This is a genomic window from Agromyces albus, assembly GCF_004134825.1.
Lineage (GTDB): Bacteria > Actinomycetota > Actinomycetes > Actinomycetales > Microbacteriaceae > Agromyces > Agromyces albus.
The window spans coordinates 17,011-34,372 of the sequence record NZ_SDPN01000026.1 but is presented as its reverse complement, the minus strand read 5'-3'; the positions used below and the strand labels follow the sequence as shown (position 1 = coordinate 34,372).

Below are 17,362 nucleotides of genomic sequence, written 5' to 3'. Positions count from 1 at the left end.
CCGATAGATGGGCAGGTCGGGGTCGCCGCTGCTGGCCTCGCTAAGCAGCATCCCACCCGGATGGGACGAGTACGACCTTGCCGGTCGCCCCTCCCGCCGCGATCCGGTACGCCTCATCGGCATCTTCGAGCGGCAGCCGGTGGCTGACGACGATCTCCGGGTGAAGGCCTTCTGCCGCGAGCATGCGTGCGAGGTCCTCCATGCCCTGCAGGGAGGTCACCCAAGATGCCGTGATGGTCAGTTGCTTGTGCAGGAGCGTGTCGGACACCTCGGTCTCGAACGTCCCACCCTCGCCCAACAGGGCCATGCGGCCCCACTCGGCAGTCGCAGACACGGCAGTAGATCTCCCGGGTGCGCTGCCCGAGGCATCCACGCTCACTTCGCAGCCTTTGCCGTCGGTGAGGGCGAAGATGGTGTCAACCGCGCTCTCATCGGCAACCACGAGGTCGTCGACGAGGCCGGTCGCGCGCACGAACTCGATGCGCTCCTTGCTTCGTTCAACTCCGATGACCCTGCGGGCACCGAGCATCCGGCCGATCATCGCGGCGGCGAGGCCGACCGGTCCGAGGCCGACGACGAGCAGGTCTTCACCGCCATGGACGTTCGCGCGGCGCAGCCCCTCGTAGGCCGTGCCGAAGCCGCAGGCGATGAGCGCGCCGTCGACATAGTTGAGTGGGGCGAAGAGGGGGATGCACGTCGCCTCCGACACGAGCACGTAGTCGGCGTGGCCGCCGTCGCGCTGCCAGCCGTACGCCTTGCGCTGGGATTGGTCCGTGCAGCTGATGTAGTACCCCGCCCGGCAGTTGCGGCACTGCCCGCATCCATGGATGTGATAGACCAGCACGTCATCGCCGACGCCGAACCTGCTGACGCCCTCACCCGCGGCAACAACGCGACCACTCGGCTCGTGGCCTGCGATCACGCCCTTGTACGCGGGCGCGCCGCTGAGTCCCTTGTGCGTCTTGTACCCGTGGTAGATATAGCTCAGGTCGCTGCCGCAGATCCCCGAAGCACCGGTGCGAATGACGAGTTCTCCCGGCCCCGGCGTGGGGATCGGATACTCGCGCACCGCGGCCGTCGAGTCGCCGGGCAGGAATACGCCACGCATCGTGTCAGCCATCAGTCATCAGCCTGTGCGGAGCGGCGACGGGACAAGGTGACGTTGAGCAGCACGGCGGCGACGATTATCGCTCCCCGGATGACGTTCTGCAGGAAGGAGTTGACGCCGAGCAGAACGAGACCGTTGCCGATGAGCGTGATGAACAGCACCCCCAGGAACGTACCGATGAGGCTTCCGCGCCCGCCCGCCATTGCCGTGCCGCCGATCACGACGGCAGCGATCACGTCGAACTCCAGTCCATTCGCGGCACCGGCGTTACCGGAGCCGAGCCTGGCCGCGAGGAAGACGCCACTGATCGCGGCCAGCAATCCCATGGTGGCGAACAGGATGATGCGCACCCGCGAGACGTTGATGCCAGCGAGCCTGGCTGCCGCGGGATTGCCGCCAGTAGCGAAAACGGACCGGCCGTACGCGGTCTTGCGCGCGATGAAGCCGAAGACCAGAAAGGTGATGATCATGGCCCAGGCAGGAGTCGGAACACCGAGGATGCTTCCGCTCAGCACATTCATGATCGGGTCATCCTCAGGCAGAGGTACGGGCAGAGCGTTCGTCCAGAACTGGCCGATGCCCCGCAACATGCTCCAGAGTCCGAGCGTCGCGATGAAGGAGGGTACGCGGAACCGCGCCCGGAGCACACCCGCGAGGGAACCCCATCCGATGGCGATCACCATCGTCACGAGGATCGCGAGAGGAGTCGGCAATCCCCAGGTCATGATCGCCTCAGCGGTGATGACCGAAGACAGCGCGACGGCCGGGCCGACGCTGACGTCGATCTCTCCCGCGATGATCACCAGCGTCATGCCGGTCGCGGTGATTCCGATGATCGCCGCCTGCCGCAACAAGCCGAGCTGGTTTGCGACGTTCAGGAACCCGGTCGCCGTCGTGCTCAGCACGATGTAGAGCAGGACGATCGCGGCGAGCAGGCCGACGATGTTGATGAGCGTCGTGTTCGCGGTGAGGCTGGAGAGGACGCGGCGGCCCGGCGACAGTGCCACGGGAGGACTTGTTGTGTCGATCATGATGCTTCCTGGGTGGAGTGGGAGGCCATTGATGCCTCGAGGAGGTCGGACAGTGTGATGTGAGGTGCGACGAACTCGCGCTGGATGGAACCGTCGCGCAGCACCAGCACGCGGTCGCAGCACAAGGGAAGCTCTTCGAGTTCGCTCGAAACGAAGACGACCGCCTTTCCCTCGTCGGCGACCGCCCGCATGATCGCGTAGATCTGGGCCTTCGCTTCGACGTCGACCCCGCGGGTGGGTTCGTCGAGCAGCAGGATGTCGGCGTCCGCGTGCAGCCACCGGGCGATGACGGCCTTCTGCTGATTGCCGCCGCTCATAGTGGAGATGGGTTGGGCGAGGTCGTGAGCCTTGATGCTGAGGCGTCGGGCGAGAGCTTCGCTGGCATCCCGCATCAGAGACACCGAGAGCACCCCGGACCGGGAGACCGAGCGATAGTCGGACATGACGATGTTCTCGTCGATTCCGAGGTTCATGAGGGCGCCCTCGCGCTTGCGGTCTTCAGGCGTCATGGCGATGCCTGCCCGCCGCATGCGACGTGGGGTAACGGGAGCGATAGTTTCGCCATCGACGAGGATGTCCCCGCCACCGAGTCGCTCGAACCCGGCGATCGCCCTCAACAACTCGGTGCGACCGGAGCCGAGCAAGCCGGCGAGCCCGAGGATCTCACCGGCGCGCAGCTGGAAGCTCACGTCGGTGACCTTGGGCGGAATGGCCAACTCGCGGGCCTCGAGAACCACCGGCCCCGGCTCGTGGTCGACGGCCTGCGGTCTTTGGTTCTCTGGGTCCGTGCCGATCATGAGCCGAATGATCGTGGCAGTGTCACTCTCACCGAGCGAGAGGGTCTTCACGACCTTGCCGTTGCGCATCACCGTGGCGCTGGCCGCGATCTGGCGGATCTCGTCCATGCGGTGGCTCACGTAGATGACCGCCACTCCCTTCGCCGCCACACGACGCACGGTTTCGAGTACGAGAGCGACCTCAGCTGACGCCAGGGCGCTGGTGGGTTCGTCGAGGATCAACAGCTTGGGATCATCCTGGAGGGCGCGCGCGATCTCGACGATCTGCTGCTGTGCGAGGGTCAGGGTGCCCGTTATCGCATTCGGATCGATCGTTGCACCAAGGGAGGCGAGCGCCTCCGCGGCGCGGGTGGCCATCGCCTTGGTGTCGATGCCGAACCGGCCGCGCGGCCACTTGCCCAGGAAGAAGTTCTCCGCGACGGTGAGGTCGGCGACGAGACTGAGCTCCTGATAGCAGGTCGCCACACCCCGGTCCGCGGCACCGTGGACGCCTTCGGAGCCGAGGTCGGTTCCTGCGATGAGAATGGTTCCGCTCGACGGCACATCGACCCCGGAGAGCAGGCGGATCAGTGTGGATTTGCCGGCGCCGTTCTGGCCGAGGAGAGCCCGGACCTCCCCGCGGCCCACCTCGAAGTCCACGTTGTCGAGCGCTATGACTCCTGGGTACGACCGCGTGACTCCGATCGCTTGGGCGATGATCTCGGGCTGTTCTGTCGACGCTGACATCGCGCTGATCCTCTCACGCTGCTGATGACGGGGGGAGCGCGGCTGGCGCCACTGGCGCCAGCCGCGTGGTGGTTACGGGAGTCCGTCGGGGTGCGTGCTGAGCCATTCCGCGGCGGTCGTCGGATCCCACAGAGTGATGGGTGCCTGCACGATCTTCTCGGACGGGGTCTTTCCGTCGAGCCCATCCTGCACGGCGGCCCACGCCAGCGTGCCGACCTCGATGCCCGAGATGTCCACGACCGACTTCAGCACGTCGCCCTTCTCGAGCTCCGTAGCGATCTCGGTCGTCATGTCAGAACCGAAGACGAAGATCTGGCCGACCTTGCCAGCGGTGGTGACTGCCTTGTACGCACCGATGGTCGCACCACCCGCCTCGCCGTACATGCCGTTGATCTCCGGGTTGGCAGTGAGCATCTGCTCGGCCACCGTCACGGCACGATCGACCTCGGCACCTTCCTGGTTGGCGACGATCGTCGCTTCCGGAAGCCCCGCGACGAGGGCATCTTCGAAGCCCTGGAGACGCAGCTTGCATACCTCGTACTGCTCGCAGTTGATGACACCGATCTTGGGTGCGGTGATTCCGGCCTCGGTGAATGCGGCAACGGCGGCCTCCCCGAGGTTCGACCCGAAGGTCACCGGGTCGCCGATGATGTACGCGGTGACGTATTTCTCCACGGCGTCGTCGTTCACGCAGGTGTTGTAGCAGATCACCGGGATGCCGGCATCGAAGGCCTGCTTGATGGCGGGCACGCTGCTGTCCGCCGAGGCTGCTGAGATGATGATCGCGCTGACGCCGGACGAGACGAGCGTGGTCATGAACTCACTCTCCTTCGCGACGTCACCACCCGGGTTGGTCTCGATGAACTTGACGTTCAGCCCACTCTCCTCGGCGGCGGCCTCCACGCCGGCCTTGACGCCGCCGTAGTAGCCCTGGGAGTCGAGATAGATCGCGCCGATGCGGATCTCTGCGCCGTCGTCACCTCCTGCGGTGCCGCCGCCCGCGGCACAACCGGACAGGATGACTGCGGTCACCGCCGCCACGGCGAGCAAGCCGCGACGCGACCAGCGCTTCGTTCTCTCGTTCATGTTCAGCCCTTCTCTTGGTGTTCCCGGTCGGCTTCGCTGCCGTCCGAGCTCGACGGCATCGATGCCGCCTGGCCTGTCTGCTTCGGTCGGAGGTGCGCGAGCTGCGCACGAAGTTCTCGCACCTCGAGGTCACGCACCTCTTGTGGGTCGTCGACGAACAAGAGCATCGTCGGCAGGCTCGTCGCGAAGAAGTCGATCTCGGCGGGTTCCACCGCGAGTTCCTCGGTGTATTCAGCAAGTTCACGCGTGAGCTCGCTCGCTCGGGCATCGTCTCCCAGCCGTCGCAACGCGAGCACCGAGTGCGCCGTGCGCAGGCTGTAGCTGCGGTCCCGCATTCCGGTGAAGTCGCCGGCCGAGTCGGCGGCGACACGCCAGTGGGTCCGCGCCCCGCTCTCATCGCCCGCCGCAATGAGCGCGTCTCCCAGCGCGAGGTGGATCGCGGACGCGTTCGCGAGCGGATGCCTCGCCTCGCCCAGTTCGGCGGGTGGCACCAGTGCGGAGATGAGCAGCTCGACCGCCCGCTCGGCATCTCCCGCCCCGACCAGGTCGGCTGCCACAGCGAGCGCCGCTCGCTCCCACGCTCCCAGCACCTGGCCTTCGCCACCCTCCCAGGGCTGGAAGCGACGCTGGGCCAGCAACTCTCGCGCCTCAGCGGCTCGACCCGCGTCGATGAGCAGGTTGGCGAATGAGACGGACAGGTCGTCGCGGGCCGCGACCATGTCAGGCTCTGCCTCGAGACGCGCGAGCCGTGTCGCCGGCGTCTCGCCCGAACGTGCCGCGAGCTGGTCGAACTCGAACCACAACTTGGGATCCCGCGGGGTGAGCGCGATCGCCGCCTCATAGTGCATCCGCGCCTCAAACGGATCGCGGTCCACGTTGTACGCGGCGACGCCGAGATTGCGGTGCACGATGGTGGCAGTCTTGCGGTCGGGTGCGAGCTCGAGGGAGCGTCGCCACGCGGCGATGGCATCGGACCGGCGGCCCCGGTCGTAGTACCAGTGGCCGAGCTGGGCGAGGGCAGTGGCTTCCTCGCCCGCCGCTTCCAACGCCGCGACGTCCTCGAGCCGCGAGGGGAGGCAGTTGGTCGTGTCGAGACCCTTCGCGCGCACCCGCTCCTGCTGGGCGGCCCCGCTGCGACCCAAAAGGTCGAGCAGGAGGGCACGGTGGTAGGCGACGAGCGGACCAACGGCGACCTGGCCGACGGCCTGGTCGTCGAGCACAGCGTCTGCGGCGTCGAGAAGGCGCAGCGAGTCGAGTGGAAAGCCGGCACCCGCGTACTCGATCGCGACATCGAGCAGGGTCGGGGCGTCACGGGTGAGCTCGAGGCCGGCGAGGTCGCGCGCCCACTGATCGAGCGGGTCGCGTTCCAGCACGACCTCCACCGAGCCGACCCGCCCGAGCTCGCGCAGGATGCGGGCGCGCAGGCAGATCGCCTGGTTGTGGTCGGGATCGGCGGATGCCACGGCCTCGGCGCGATCGAGCGCCGCCGCCCAGTCACCACGCCTGCCGTAGAGGCGGGCGAGTGCCCACCAGGCCGCACCCCGCCACGCGACGTCCCACGCGGCACGCTGGAGCATCGCCTCGGCTTCCCGATCGCGACCCAGCCGCATAAGGCCCAGCCCCAGCCGGTAGTGCGCTTCCCCGCTCGTCGGCGTCGGCGTCCACGCGGTGTTGCGTGCGACCGCGAGGCTGAGGTGTTCGACCGACGCCTCGAAGTTTCCCGCGGCGTACTCGCGCGCACCGAGGGCCGTGCGGGCACCGACGTGACGAGCGTCACGGGCGATCGCTTCGAGCCAGTACTGCTCAGGGTGGCGGGTCGCGTGCCGGTACTGCTCGAGATAGCGCCCGATCAGATACAGCTCGTCGACGCTGCCGACATCGGCGGGGCGCGGAGGGGCTACCGCAGCGCTGCGAATCTGTTCGCGTTGCACGCGTGGCGCGATCGACACGAGCACGTCGTCGCCTTCGGTGACGGTGAGGGTGAGGGCCTCGGAGCGTGCCGCCGAGTGCGTGGCGGCAAAAGGGGAGCCTGGTGCGAGGTCCGCGGTCGTGTCGAAGAGGGTCGCGCCCGCGTTGTCGGTGAGCAGGATGCGCGCGCGAACAGCTGACGTCACTACGACGCCGATCGTTCCTCCGCGCAGGCTCGCCGCGGCGCGCAGCGTCGCCTGCTGCACCGGTCCGATCTTCTGGATCGGGTACCAGTACTGGCTGAACGTCTTGGTCTCCCCCGGCGCAAGCCAGGCGAAGTCGGGCTGATTGTCGGTGAAGACTCCAGCCATGAGCTCGATGTACGGCCCGTCTCCGTCGGTGAGGTTGCGCTCCCAGGCCCAGCCGAACTCGTCGTTTCCCCAGGTCCATTGCTTCTTGCCGGGCGAGACGCCGCCGCTCGCCCAGTGCACGAACCCGGCGTCGCGGCCGTGATCGTACCCACCGAAGAACTCGTCCTCCGTCGAGAGCACCATGTACGAGGTGGGAACCGGGATATTGCGGTACCAGTCGAGTCGATCGCCGTCGGGGTGGTCGGCATCTGCTCGCGCCCGATAGTCGACCCCGTAATACCGGCCCGCCTCAGGGAAGGTGGTCGTTGCCCGCCGCGCGTGATCGGCGACGGTGGTGACATCCGTGGGGAAGAAGGACTGGTAGCCGTCGTTGACGGCAGCGGCCACGTTCGCCCACCACAAGAAGGTCTGCGGCACCTCCGTGCGGTTGAACAGGCGCACCCTCGCCTCGATCAAAGAGCTATCGGGGCGCAGGCGAATGCCGTGCATCCCCTTCATGCGGGCGAAGGGATCGTGGTCGGAGCACCAGACGGTGATCGAGCCGTCCTCCTCCCATTCGATCTCGACGTCGGTCGGGAGGAAGGTTGCGGGACGGTGGTGCTGCGGCCAGTTGAACTCGACACCACCCGAGATCCACGGGCCGGCCAAACCGACCAGCGCGGGCTTGATCACGTTGTTGCGATAGAAGATGTCGTACTTCGCGACCTTGTCGTACGCGACATGGATGCGACCCCCGAGCTCGGGCAGGATCATGAGCCGCAGCCATTCGTTCTCAAGGTGCACGGCCTGCCAGAGATGGGGCGTCTTGTCTTGCGCGATGCGCTCGTGGAACGGCAACGGAAAGACGCGGCCGCTCGACCCTTGGTACACCCGCGAGTCGAGGAATGCGGGATACGCGTCGGGCTGACCCGGCAGGTAGCTGTCGATCAGCACCGGCTCCGACCACGCCGCCACTCGATCACCAGCCAGGGCAGCAGGGACCGGAGGGAGGGCGATTCGGGACTGCGCCGGGGTCTCAACGTCGAGCATCTCATCACCATAGGAACCTCCAGCGCTCCACGGAATGATCGATCCAACGGAGATAACTGGACAAAACGGCGACGTGGCCGCAGACTGTCGCGATGACGATCGAAGATGGATTTCCTGGCCAACGGCTGTTCGTTCTGCCGCGGCCCACTGTTCGTGCCGCACTGCAACGCCCCGGTACAGCTCATCTGGTCGTCACTGATTGCGGCTATTTCCCCGAGGCACGGGCCCACGGAATGACGAGGACCTCCGGTATCGACCAGGCGATCGTCATCGCATGCACAAAGGGTCAGGGATGGTGCGTCATCGAGGGAGTCCAACACACCGTTCATGCCGGCCAGGTGATGATCATCCAGCCCGGAGTGCCACACAGTTACGGGGCCGACCCGGACGATCCGTGGACATTGTGGTGGCTTCACATCGCCGGCAGGGACCTGCTCGAGTTCCTGCGCGCAGCCGGCATGACGCCCGCTGCTCCGGTCCGCGGCGTCTCGGATATCTACCGTGTCGTCGCCCTGGTCGAGGAGGTTGTCCACTGGATGGGCGAGGACTCGACGTGGGAGAACCTCGTGGCCGCTTCTGGAGCCGCCTGGCACCTCATGGCCCTTCTCTCCGCGAATCGGCAGTTGTCAGGCAACGGAGCCTCCACCGTGGAGGGAGCTCGAGACTACCTGCGCAACCACCTCGAGGAGCGCGTCTCGGTCAACGACCTCGCGGCGATGGCTTCCCTGAGCACATCACATTTCGCAGTGCTGTTCCGGGAGCATGTAGGCATGGCCGTGCTCCAATACCAAACGCAGCTCCGCATGGCCCGGGCACGAGAACTGCTTGACACCACTGATAAGGACGTCGCGGACATAGCTGAAGAAGTGGGCTACCAGGACTCGTTCTACTTCTCACGGCTTTTCCGCAAGGTGCACGGGGTGCCGCCGCGGACCTATCGCGCGCAGCACAAGGGCTAAGACACGCCACAAGTCGATTCGACGGGCGACCGCGATGTGTCTCAGATCCGGCCAACGGGATGTGTAGCGGCCGGTACCCGGCGTCTTCGCACGGAGCCCCTGGCGCCGGCCGACTCTCGGTTCCCAAGCAACTTGACGACGCGGCCGCACCCTGGGCAGACTTCCGCTCGCAGCACCCTCGAGACGGGAGCTCAGACGGCTCGGGAAGTACAGGCGTCGCGTGCCCGGGGCGGCGAGGATGCGATCCCGAACAACATCGCCCCTCCCCCAGGCGTCGTCTGGAGCAGGCGACGAGAGCGGCGACAGAATCTCGTGTTCGTTCATACCGAGAAGGTGCGTGGAGCGTGCCCTGACGACCGCAAGCGACCGGGAGCCACAGCGCCGTGTCGCACGACAAGAGCGTATCGGGCGTGCCGGAGGGGTGAAAACGGTGAGTTTTCGGTGAGTGGATCAATTCTCTTAAACCTCGAAAGTCCCGGAAACCCTTGAGTTTCCGGGACTTTTCGGTCGGGCTGACAGGATTTGAACCTGCGACCCCTTGACCCCCAGTCAAGTGCGCTACCAAGCTGCGCCACAGCCCGATGCCATCCGATTTCTCGGAAGACAACTTGACCATCATAGCGGCATCCGCGGTGGTGCTCATGCACCCGAAGCCCCTCGACCACGAGCAATAGAAGGGGAAGACTGGAGGGGTGGCACCGCACGGAGGGGGCACACCGTGGCACACACGATCGCCGACCAGCTCGTCGAGCAGCTCATCGATGCCGGGGTCCGTCGCATCCACGGCATCGTCGGCGACTCGCTGAACATCCGGCATCTGCCGGGGATCGGATGAAGCGGCTCATGTAGGGCACCACATCGGAAATACCAACCCCATCCATAGCTTTCGGCCATAGGCTCGCTGAGGCCGATCCGGCCGTACGCCAACCGATCCAGCGCGCACGCTGCGCAGGACCGATCCTCTGGAGGAACCTTGTCGAACGCCACCACGCGACGCCCCGCCCTGAACATCCCGCTCATCGTGCTGTGGGTCGCCGCCGTCGCCGTCACCGGGTTGGGGTTCTGGCTGCTGCAGAGCGGCAATGCCGCCCAGGCCGACTTCTACAACGAGCAGGGCTCCGACTACCTGCAGTACCTCAACCTGCAGACGCAGAGCACCATCGGCGGCATGCTGCTGGCCGCCGGCGTCGTCGGGGTCTTCATCGCCCTCGCGACGCACGCGCGCAACCGTGCCGCTGCCGTGGTGAGCGCCGCGACTGTTGCAGTCGCCACCCCGGCGCCCGCATCCGTCGACTCGAGCCTCGATGACATCGAGGAGCCCCAGGTCGTCGAGGTCGCACCGCCCGCGAACGTCGAGGTCGCACCGCCCGCGTACGTCGAGACCGCAGAAGCTGAGGCGGCCGACGTCGCCAACGTCGCCACCGACGAGAAGCCCGTCGCGCCGAACGCCGCCGACGACGAGCCCACGCGGCCGTAACCCTTACAACGACAGCTGCGCCGGTCGCCGACCCTGAGGGGTCGCGCGACCGGCGCGCTGTCGTCAGAGGTGCTTTCGCACTTCATCCATGAACCCGCGCGGGTCGTCGACCCAGATCCGCAGGCCGGTGATGGTCTGCTCGCCGCCCTTCGCTCGCCCGCCGGGCAGCCGCACGACGGTGGGGCGTTCGAGTTCGATCTCGATGTCGGTCTCGTCCTGCATGCGGAAGACGAGGATGCGCGAGGCATCCGTCTCCTCGAATCTCGGCGACTTCGGCTCGTCGACCCGCTTGTTGCGCGCGACCGAGGCGATGTCGTCCCAGCTGAGCGCGAGGTCGATCTCGAGGCCCTGTCGCACGCGGATGCCGTCGGGGCCGACCGTGTGCGGCTTCATGAGGTACGCGCAGAGGAACCCGAACATCCAGGTCACGCCCCAGATGCCGAGGATGAGGAACGCGATGCGCACACCGGGCCACCGGTGCACGATGAGGTCGACGATCGGGATCTCGAACGCCGAGAGCGCGATGAAGATGATGAGCACGGTGAGCACGGGCTTGTGATAGCTGAAGCCCACGGCGCCCTGCGGGATCGCCGGACGGCGCGCGACGAGCCGGCCGATGTTCGCGTAGATGCTGAGCTCGAGCTGCAGCGCCCGCTTCAGGAACCGCCACGTGCGAAGGCCGACGGATGCGTCGTGCCGGGTCGGCGTCTCGAGGCTCATGCCCCGACCTCGATCCGTTCGGCCCGGCGCGCCTCGTCGGCGGCGATGAGCTCGCGCAGCCGCGCCGCGATGGCGTCGACGCCGCGCTCGAGGGCTGCACGATCGGCGGCGTCGACCGCGCCGAGCAGGTCGGTCGAGAGCTCGGCATGCTCGCGCTGCATCTCGCGCATCATCTGCTGAGCGGATGCCGCGAGCGCGACGATCGTCGCCCGCCGGTCGCTCGGGTGCGGCGACCGGGTGACGTAGCCGCCGGCCTCGAGCGCATCGACGAGTCCGGTGATGTTGCGGGGGCTCACGCCCAGGCTCGTGGCGAGCGCGTGCTGTGTCGACGGTCCGCTGTGCTGCAGCTCCCAGAGCAGGCGGATGCGTGCGGCGGTGAGCGGCGTGCCGTCGAAGGCGCGAGCCATGTCCTTCTGGAAGAGCTCGCTGATCTCGAGGAGCCGGTCGAGGACGGTGATCGGGGTCGTCATATCATGATGGTACTACATCATTACCTTACTTCATGATTCGTGCCGACGCGGGCTGCGCACCGCGGCTGCCGTCTTCCAAGCGGCATTCAGCCTCATGTGGTCTACTCCGGCCATGAGCTCGGTTCGGGATCGATGGCGATCGCACTTGCTGCAGACCCTGTCGGGCACCGACGACGGGCGCCCGCCCTGGGTCGACGAGCTGGAGCAGGGCGACGACGCGGGCTACTTCGGCCCGGGCTCGGCCGCGTGGGCGGTGCACGGCGGCATGGCCACGATGGTCGCGGGAATCCGCGCCCTGCTCGTGCAGGCGATGCACCCAGGCGCCCTCGCCGGCATCCACGACTGGTCGCGCTACGAGGAGGATCCCCTTGGTCGGCTCACGGGCACGATCCGCTGGCTCGTCACGGTGACGTTCGGCGATCGCGCCACCGCCGAGCGGGCTTCGGCGCGAGTGCGGGGTCTGCATCGGCGCGTGCAGGGCGAGTACACGGATGCGCGAGGCATCCGTCGCCCCTATCGCGCGAGTGACCCCGAGCTCCTCGAGTGGGTGCACCTGGCCTTCACCGACTCGTTCCTCACCTGCCACGAGCTGTGGGAGGGCCCGATCCCGGGCGGCGCCGACGCGTACGTGCGCGAGTGGTCGATCGCCGGTGAGCTCATCGGCGTCACGGATGCCCCGCGCACCGCCGCCGACCTCCGTGCACGCCTCGGCGCCTTCGCCGACGCCGGCGTGCTCAAGCGCGACGAACGCGTCGACCGCACCGTGCGCTTCATCCGCAACCCGCCGTTGGCTCGCGGCATGCTCCCGGCCTACCGCATCATGTTCGCGGGCGCCGTGCAGTCGCTCTCGACCGACCAGCGACGACTGCTCGGGCTGTCGGCGGCGCCGTTCCCCGCCGTCGCTGCCACGGGCGCAGTGCTCCGCTCGGTGCGGACGATGCTCGGCGACCGGTCGACCTCGGAGGAGGCGGCGCTCGCGCGCATCGCCAGGATCGCGGCCGATGCCGGCACTCGCGACGAGTCCGCCGCGTGATCAGGAGATCTCGGATGACTCGTCGCGGACGCCTCGCCGACTTCTGGTTCCGCTCCCTGTCGCGCGCTCACCGCGTGCTCCTGCGGCTGAGCCGCTGGCATCTCGGTGCCGGGATCGTCGGCATGCCGATCGTAGAGCTCACGACGACCGGCAGGCGCAGCGGCCGGCCTCGCGCCGTCGTGCTCTCAACCCCGGTGGTCGATGGCGAGCGGATCGTGCTCGTGGCGTCGAAGGGCGGCGATGATCGCCACCCCGAGTGGTATCGCAACCTCGTGGCCGACCCGCTCGTCGAGCTCACGGTGGACGGGTCGCGGCGGCCGATGATCGCGAGGACCGCCGACGCCGCGGAACGCGCCGAGCTGTGGCCGAGGGTCGTTGCCGCCTATCGGGGATACGAAATCTACCAGCACCGCACGAGCCGGGAGATCCCGATCGTCATCTGCGAGCCGCCGGGCTGATCGGGCAGGCCATTCGGGCCTGCTGGAACCGGGTGACTCAAGCGCGCTCGATGGCGCGGAGCACACCGGTGTACGCCTCGCGATCGGCGGCGCTTCCGGCGTCGGCGATCTGCGCGACCGTCGTCAGCATGGCCCAGGCCCGCACGCGTTCGAGGTCGGCGCCGAGCCCCTCGGCCACGGCGTGCAGCAGCTCGGTGCCGCCGAGCGGGCCGTGGAGCTGTTGTTTGAACAGGAAGTACCCGCCGTCGAAGGCGCGTTCGGCCAGCACCGGTTTGGGGTCGATCAGCAGCCAGGGCTCGCGCACGGCCGTGACGACATTGCTCAGGTGGTTGTCGCGGTTGGCGATCCCGATCTCGTCGGCGTCGGCGAGCGCGTCGCACAGTTCCACGCCGAGCGCGAGTTCGTTCGAAACGTCAGTCGATCGTCCTGCGGCCGCGTCGAAGTGCTCGGCCCAGCCCTTGAGGAGATCGGCGGCCTTCGGGGGTTCCGGGTAGTCGGCGGCGGGGACCGGAGTGCGCCAGAGTCGGCGGAAGAGATCGCAGGCGATCGCGAAGCGCTCCCGTGCGACGTGTTGTTCGCGGAGGCCAGGGAATTCGTGGTCGAGCAGTGCGGTCCCGGGTCGGGCGCGTTCGAGGAGCATCGCGCCGGAGTCGGGGTCGTATTCGAGGAGGCGCACCGCGCCGTCGCCGTCGTAGGCGCGCAGGGCGGTCGGCTCGGATCGGTTCTCCTCATCCTGCAGATCGACCTTGAGAACGGCCGGAGTGCCGTCGGCCCGGTCGAGCGGCAGCACATAGGCGGTCGTGCCACCGGTGAAGGGGTCTCCGGCGGGGCGCGCGTCCCAGGCCGCGGCGAGCCCGGCGACGGTGGCGGGGAGGGCGTCGACCCAGTCCCGGCCCCGGTCGCCGTACCAGTCGAGGGCCCGCTGACGGACGGATGCGGGGATCGGCGCGAAGGACATCGCACCAGTATCGGGGCGAACGCGGCTTCGAGCCAATGCTGAGGAGCGCGCCGAACTGTGGCCCAACGGCGTCGCCGCCTACCGTGCCGCCCAATCCGCTTCAGCCCGACGCAGGCGTCTCACCACCTTATGGAGCCCGCCGAGCCGATCGACCGCTCGCCGTTCTGCAGTCTCCGCGAGTCGATCGAGCGCATCGACGGGCTCCCCGTCGTGGGCGGCGTGTGCCGCCGAACGGCGCACATGCTCGGCGAACAACACCTCGTCGCGATGATCCCCGAGCAGGTCATGAAGCTTTTCGCCGGCGGTGGCGAGCGCGTGCACTCGCTTGTCGAACACCACGACCGGCTCCTCGGTCACGGCCTCGGCGGCGTATCGCAGGCGCCGGCCGGCCTTCCTGGCGGCGTGCAACCGCTCCCGGTCGGCTGAGGGGGTGAGACGGGCTGCACGGCGCACGGCGCGGCGGGCCTCTCGCTCGACGAGGTCGCCGAGCACTCCGGTGGCGGGCTCCGCGGCGAGCAGGGTGAGCGGCGGAGCCGCGAGGAACATGGCGAGCGCCACGCGACGGGCTGCTGCACGCGGCATCCGCTGTCGGGCCGCGAATCGCGCATGCGCGAGCCGATGCGCCTCGAGCTCGGATTCGATGAGCCGCGCCCGCGCGGAATCGATCGCTTCGGTCGCGAAGTCGGTCGGAGCCGCGCCCGCGGTGGCACCGGATCCAGCGGATGCCGCTGACGCCTCCGGTGCCTCGGGTGCCTCGCGCAACTCGTGCTCGGCGACCTGCATCCGCACCTCGATATCGCGTACGGTGCCGAGCTCCTTCCCGAACTCGCCGTACGTGCGGCGCAATGCCTGGGCGACCGACGCGTCGAACAGTGGCGCGTAGGCGGCGAGCACGCTCCGAAGGCGGCGCACATGCGTCCGCAGTTGATGCACGGCGTCGGGCTCGTCGTCGAGCGCAGCCGATTCGAGCACGTCGAGCCGATCCCCGATCGCCCTGAGCGCGGTGACGACGGCGGTTCCGGCGTCGGGGTGCGTCACGCCCCCCGCCGAGGGCGTAGGTGCGGCCATGACCACACGTTACGCCCGAAGCGAGGCATCCGCCCAGCGTTCCTTTCCCACCCGTTGCGGACGAACTGGAGGTCACGCAACCCGGTCGACGGATGTCGGATGCCGCAGCTACCGTGGTCGTCATGCATGACGTGGTGACCGAAACCGAGACGACTGCGGGCTTCCGCATCGTGCCTGCGAACGAGGCGCCGTTCGGCGACGTCGAAGCCGTGTTCGGCACCAAGGGCGACCCCGCGCACTGCTGGTGCCAGTGGTACAAGATCCCCGGCAGCGATTGGCGCTCGGTCGGCGACGAGCAGCTTCGTGGGCGGCTCGAGGCGCAACTGCATGAGGCCGGTGCCGGTCCTGGCCTCCTCGCCTACGACGGCGAGACCCCGGTGGGCTGGTGCGCGGTCGAACCCCGCTCGCACCTCATACGCCTCCCGCACACCCGCATCGTCGCGGGCGGCACGCCGAACCCCGACTTCAGCGACGACTCGATCTGGTCGGTGTCGTGCTTCGTCGTGCCGCGCGCCCACCGCAAGCGCGGCGTCGGGCAGGCGCTCGCCGTCGCGGCGGTCGAGTTCGCGGCCGCGAACGGCGCACGCATCGTCGAGGGCTATGCCGTCGATCCGAATGCGCGCAGCAAGACGCCGGCCAACGAGCTCTTCCCGGGCACCGTGTCGATGTTCGAGAGTGCCGGCTTCTGCGAGGTCGCCCGCCCGAAGGAGGATCGGGCGATCATGCAACTGGTCGTCGGTGAGTAACTGGGCGTGAACCCGTGACCGCCGATGCCGGCAGCGGGCCGCAATGCCTTGACCGCCCTTCAGCGGCTCAATACCTCGCTTCGTGTCGTTTCGGCAGCAGGTGCTGCGGCACCTCGGTTGTGTCGGGGAACTCGCACTCGAACCACCCTTCGTAGCCGAAGAGGAAGCCGAAAACGCGATTCCGTACTTCGAGTCGCACGCGGTAGACGCCGGCCTCGTCGTCGAATCGCTCGCGCAACTCGGCGTACCCCGAGCCAAGCATCGGGAAGCGGAAGTCGAGAGCGCCCTCGCGGAACCGCTGCTGTCCCGATCGAAGCAGGAGCGACCCGTCGGCCTCCACCCCGAACGCCAGGTCGACGGCAAGGTGCTGGTGGGTGCCGAGGTAGTCGACGACCGTGCCGCGCGCCGGGTCGACGACCATCGTCGCGTCGAACCGGCTCGCACGGCGCCGGCCGGGGAGCCGGTACTCCCGCACGAACGTGATCGTCTCGCGCCCGAACGGATCGAGGTACGCGTGGTTCTCGATCGTGAACGGCACGTCGTGGCCGACATCCGGAATCAGGATGTTCCGCAGACGCCCGAACTGCAGGAACGGCACGGTCCACCACGGCCCGCGGCGAATGCTCGTCATCACGCCGCGCCCGACGCAGGCATACCCGCCGTCGATCGAGACGCCGAACCGGCGCTGCATCATCGGATGCAGCCGCGCGAAGTCATCGCCGAGAGCACGGGGGAAGACCGCGCCGACGGTCGTGACCGCTCGATCTGCTGCCTCGGTCACGGTGCCTCCAGGGTCGCAAGTGATTCGGGTTCGTGCGCGAAGGCGCCCTGCGCGGGCGGTTCTGTCGTGCACCGCGAAGCTCGTGGCCGTTCGCGGTTCCAGATGGCGACCACGGATGCCGCGGGCCAGCGCTCGGGCTCGACGCCCGTCTCCGCCCAGATCCGCAGGCGATCGAAGCTCCACGCCGTCATCCATCGAACGAGCGGACGGATGAGGCGGTCGGCGAGGCGTCCGAATCCAGGTGTGTAGTCGTAGCCCGTGATGAAGCGCACACCCTCGGCCGTCGGCACGTATCGCCAGTAGCCGCGTCCGCCGCGGAGCGGCGACAACCGATCGTCGGTGTCGAACCGCAGCGCCGACGTACTCGACCCGTCGAGATGATGACGTTCGCGGATGGAGGTGCCGGTGCCGCGGATCGTATGCAGGCCTAGCGAGCGCTCGTATCGAAAGCGATACCCGCCGCGCTCGAGCGCAGCCTCGGGCACGATCTGCGAGAAACGCAGGTCCCAGCGCGCGTGCTGCTCAGGATCCTGCGTGAGCCGCCACAGTGTCTCGAGGTCGGCGCGCACGAGCACCTCGACGTAGATGCCGCGAGAACGCGTTCGTGCGGCGCGAGCTCGCGGCATCCGTGCCTCC

The 17,362-nt window shown here is 68.0% G+C and carries 16 protein-coding genes and 1 tRNA gene; 5 read left to right on the top strand and 12 right to left on the bottom strand.

All coding sequences use genetic code 11. The annotated features are described in order from the left end of the window. Nucleotides 1-40: 40 nt before the first annotated feature. The 5 genes from ESP51_RS13545 to ESP51_RS13525 all read right to left on the bottom strand — a co-directional run bounded on the left by ESP51_RS13545 (nt 41) and on the right by ESP51_RS13525 (nt 8,056). Nucleotides 41-1,120: a zinc-dependent alcohol dehydrogenase family protein gene (locus ESP51_RS13545; RefSeq protein WP_129521426.1), complete on the bottom strand. Its 1,080-nt coding sequence runs from the start codon at nt 1,118-1,120 to the stop codon at nt 41-43. Beyond that, complete coding sequence (locus tag ESP51_RS13540; protein ID WP_129521425.1) at nt 1,120-2,139, bottom strand: ABC transporter permease; 1,020 nt, start codon at nt 2,137-2,139, stop codon at nt 1,120-1,122. Before ESP51_RS13540 ends, ESP51_RS13545 begins: the two co-directional genes overlap by 1 nt. Beyond that, on the bottom strand, nt 2,136-3,662 hold the full coding sequence (locus ESP51_RS13535) for a sugar ABC transporter ATP-binding protein (RefSeq protein ID WP_129521424.1): 1,527 nt from the start codon (nt 3,660-3,662) through the stop codon (nt 2,136-2,138). The genes ESP51_RS13540 and ESP51_RS13535 overlap by 4 nt, the downstream gene beginning before the upstream one ends. 72 nt (nt 3,663-3,734) lie before the next feature. Continuing rightward, on the bottom strand, nt 3,735-4,748 hold the full coding sequence (locus tag ESP51_RS13530) for a substrate-binding domain-containing protein (RefSeq protein ID WP_129521423.1): 1,014 nt from the start codon (nt 4,746-4,748) through the stop codon (nt 3,735-3,737). Nucleotides 4,749-4,750: 2 nt separating this feature from the next. Beyond that, nucleotides 4,751-8,056, bottom strand: a complete 3,306-nt coding sequence (locus tag ESP51_RS13525) for a DUF5107 domain-containing protein (protein ID WP_129521422.1) — start codon at nt 8,054-8,056, stop codon at nt 4,751-4,753. 92 nt (nt 8,057-8,148) lie between these two features. Here ESP51_RS13525 and ESP51_RS13520 point away from each other — a divergent pair, with 92 nt between their 5' ends. Further along, nucleotides 8,149-9,015 carry an AraC family transcriptional regulator gene (locus ESP51_RS13520; protein WP_129521421.1) on the top strand — a complete coding sequence of 289 codons (867 nt, stop codon included), beginning with the start codon at nt 8,149-8,151 and terminating at the stop codon, nt 9,013-9,015. Nucleotides 9,016-9,522: 507 nt separating this feature from the next. Here the strand turns inward: ESP51_RS13520 and ESP51_RS13515 are convergent. Beyond that, nucleotides 9,523-9,596, bottom strand: a tRNA-Pro gene (locus tag ESP51_RS13515). A gap of 392 nt (nt 9,597-9,988) precedes the next feature. Between ESP51_RS13515 and ESP51_RS13510 the strand changes: the two genes are divergently transcribed. After that, a complete protein-coding gene (locus tag ESP51_RS13510) occupies nt 9,989-10,492 on the top strand; it encodes a hypothetical protein (RefSeq protein ID WP_129521420.1) in 504 nt (167 codons plus the stop codon). 63 nt (nt 10,493-10,555) lie between these two features. Here the strand turns inward: ESP51_RS13510 and ESP51_RS13505 are convergent, their stop codons facing one another. Together ESP51_RS13505 and ESP51_RS13500 are read right to left on the bottom strand one after the other, a co-directional pair. Then, entirely contained in the window at nt 10,556-11,212 is a 657-nt protein-coding gene (locus ESP51_RS13505) for a hypothetical protein (RefSeq protein ID WP_129521419.1), read from the bottom strand. Beyond that, a complete protein-coding gene (locus ESP51_RS13500) occupies nt 11,209-11,682 on the bottom strand; it encodes a MarR family winged helix-turn-helix transcriptional regulator (protein ID WP_129521418.1) in 474 nt (157 codons plus the stop codon). Before ESP51_RS13500 ends, ESP51_RS13505 begins: the two co-directional genes overlap by 4 nt. A gap of 112 nt (nt 11,683-11,794) precedes the next feature. Here ESP51_RS13500 and ESP51_RS13495 point away from each other — a divergent pair, with 112 nt between their 5' ends. After that, the gene (locus ESP51_RS13495) at nt 11,795-12,715 is read left to right on the top strand and encodes an oxygenase MpaB family protein (RefSeq protein WP_129521417.1); all 921 of its coding nucleotides are present in this window, start codon (nt 11,795-11,797) and stop codon (nt 12,713-12,715) included. A gap of 14 nt (nt 12,716-12,729) precedes the next feature. Then, on the top strand, nt 12,730-13,173 hold the full coding sequence (locus ESP51_RS13490) for a nitroreductase family deazaflavin-dependent oxidoreductase (RefSeq protein ID WP_129521416.1): 444 nt from the start codon (nt 12,730-12,732) through the stop codon (nt 13,171-13,173). A 37-nt stretch (nt 13,174-13,210) separates the two neighbouring features. On the opposite strand, the gene ESP51_RS13485 is transcribed toward ESP51_RS13490, so the two are convergent. After that, a complete protein-coding gene (locus ESP51_RS13485; RefSeq protein WP_129521415.1) occupies nt 13,211-14,131 on the bottom strand; it encodes an aminoglycoside phosphotransferase family protein in 921 nt (306 codons plus the stop codon). Between the two features lie 78 nt (nt 14,132-14,209). Beyond that, a complete protein-coding gene (locus ESP51_RS13480) occupies nt 14,210-15,199 on the bottom strand; it encodes a CHAD domain-containing protein (protein WP_129521414.1) in 990 nt (329 codons plus the stop codon). A 122-nt stretch (nt 15,200-15,321) separates the two neighbouring features. Here ESP51_RS13480 and ESP51_RS13475 point away from each other — a divergent pair, with 122 nt between their 5' ends. Then, complete coding sequence (locus tag ESP51_RS13475) at nt 15,322-15,945, top strand: GNAT family N-acetyltransferase (protein ID WP_164990518.1); 624 nt, start codon at nt 15,322-15,324, stop codon at nt 15,943-15,945. A gap of 67 nt (nt 15,946-16,012) precedes the next feature. Here ESP51_RS13475 and ESP51_RS13470 read toward each other — a convergent pair whose 3' ends face one another. Continuing rightward, the gene (locus ESP51_RS13470; RefSeq protein ID WP_241843163.1) at nt 16,013-16,726 is read right to left on the bottom strand and encodes a DUF4166 domain-containing protein; all 714 of its coding nucleotides are present in this window, start codon (nt 16,724-16,726) and stop codon (nt 16,013-16,015) included. After that, nucleotides 16,723-17,352: an SRPBCC family protein gene (locus tag ESP51_RS13465; protein ID WP_129521412.1), complete on the bottom strand. Its 630-nt coding sequence runs from the start codon at nt 17,350-17,352 to the stop codon at nt 16,723-16,725. Before ESP51_RS13465 ends, ESP51_RS13470 begins: the two co-directional genes overlap by 4 nt. Between the last annotated feature and the right edge of the window lie 10 nt (nt 17,353-17,362).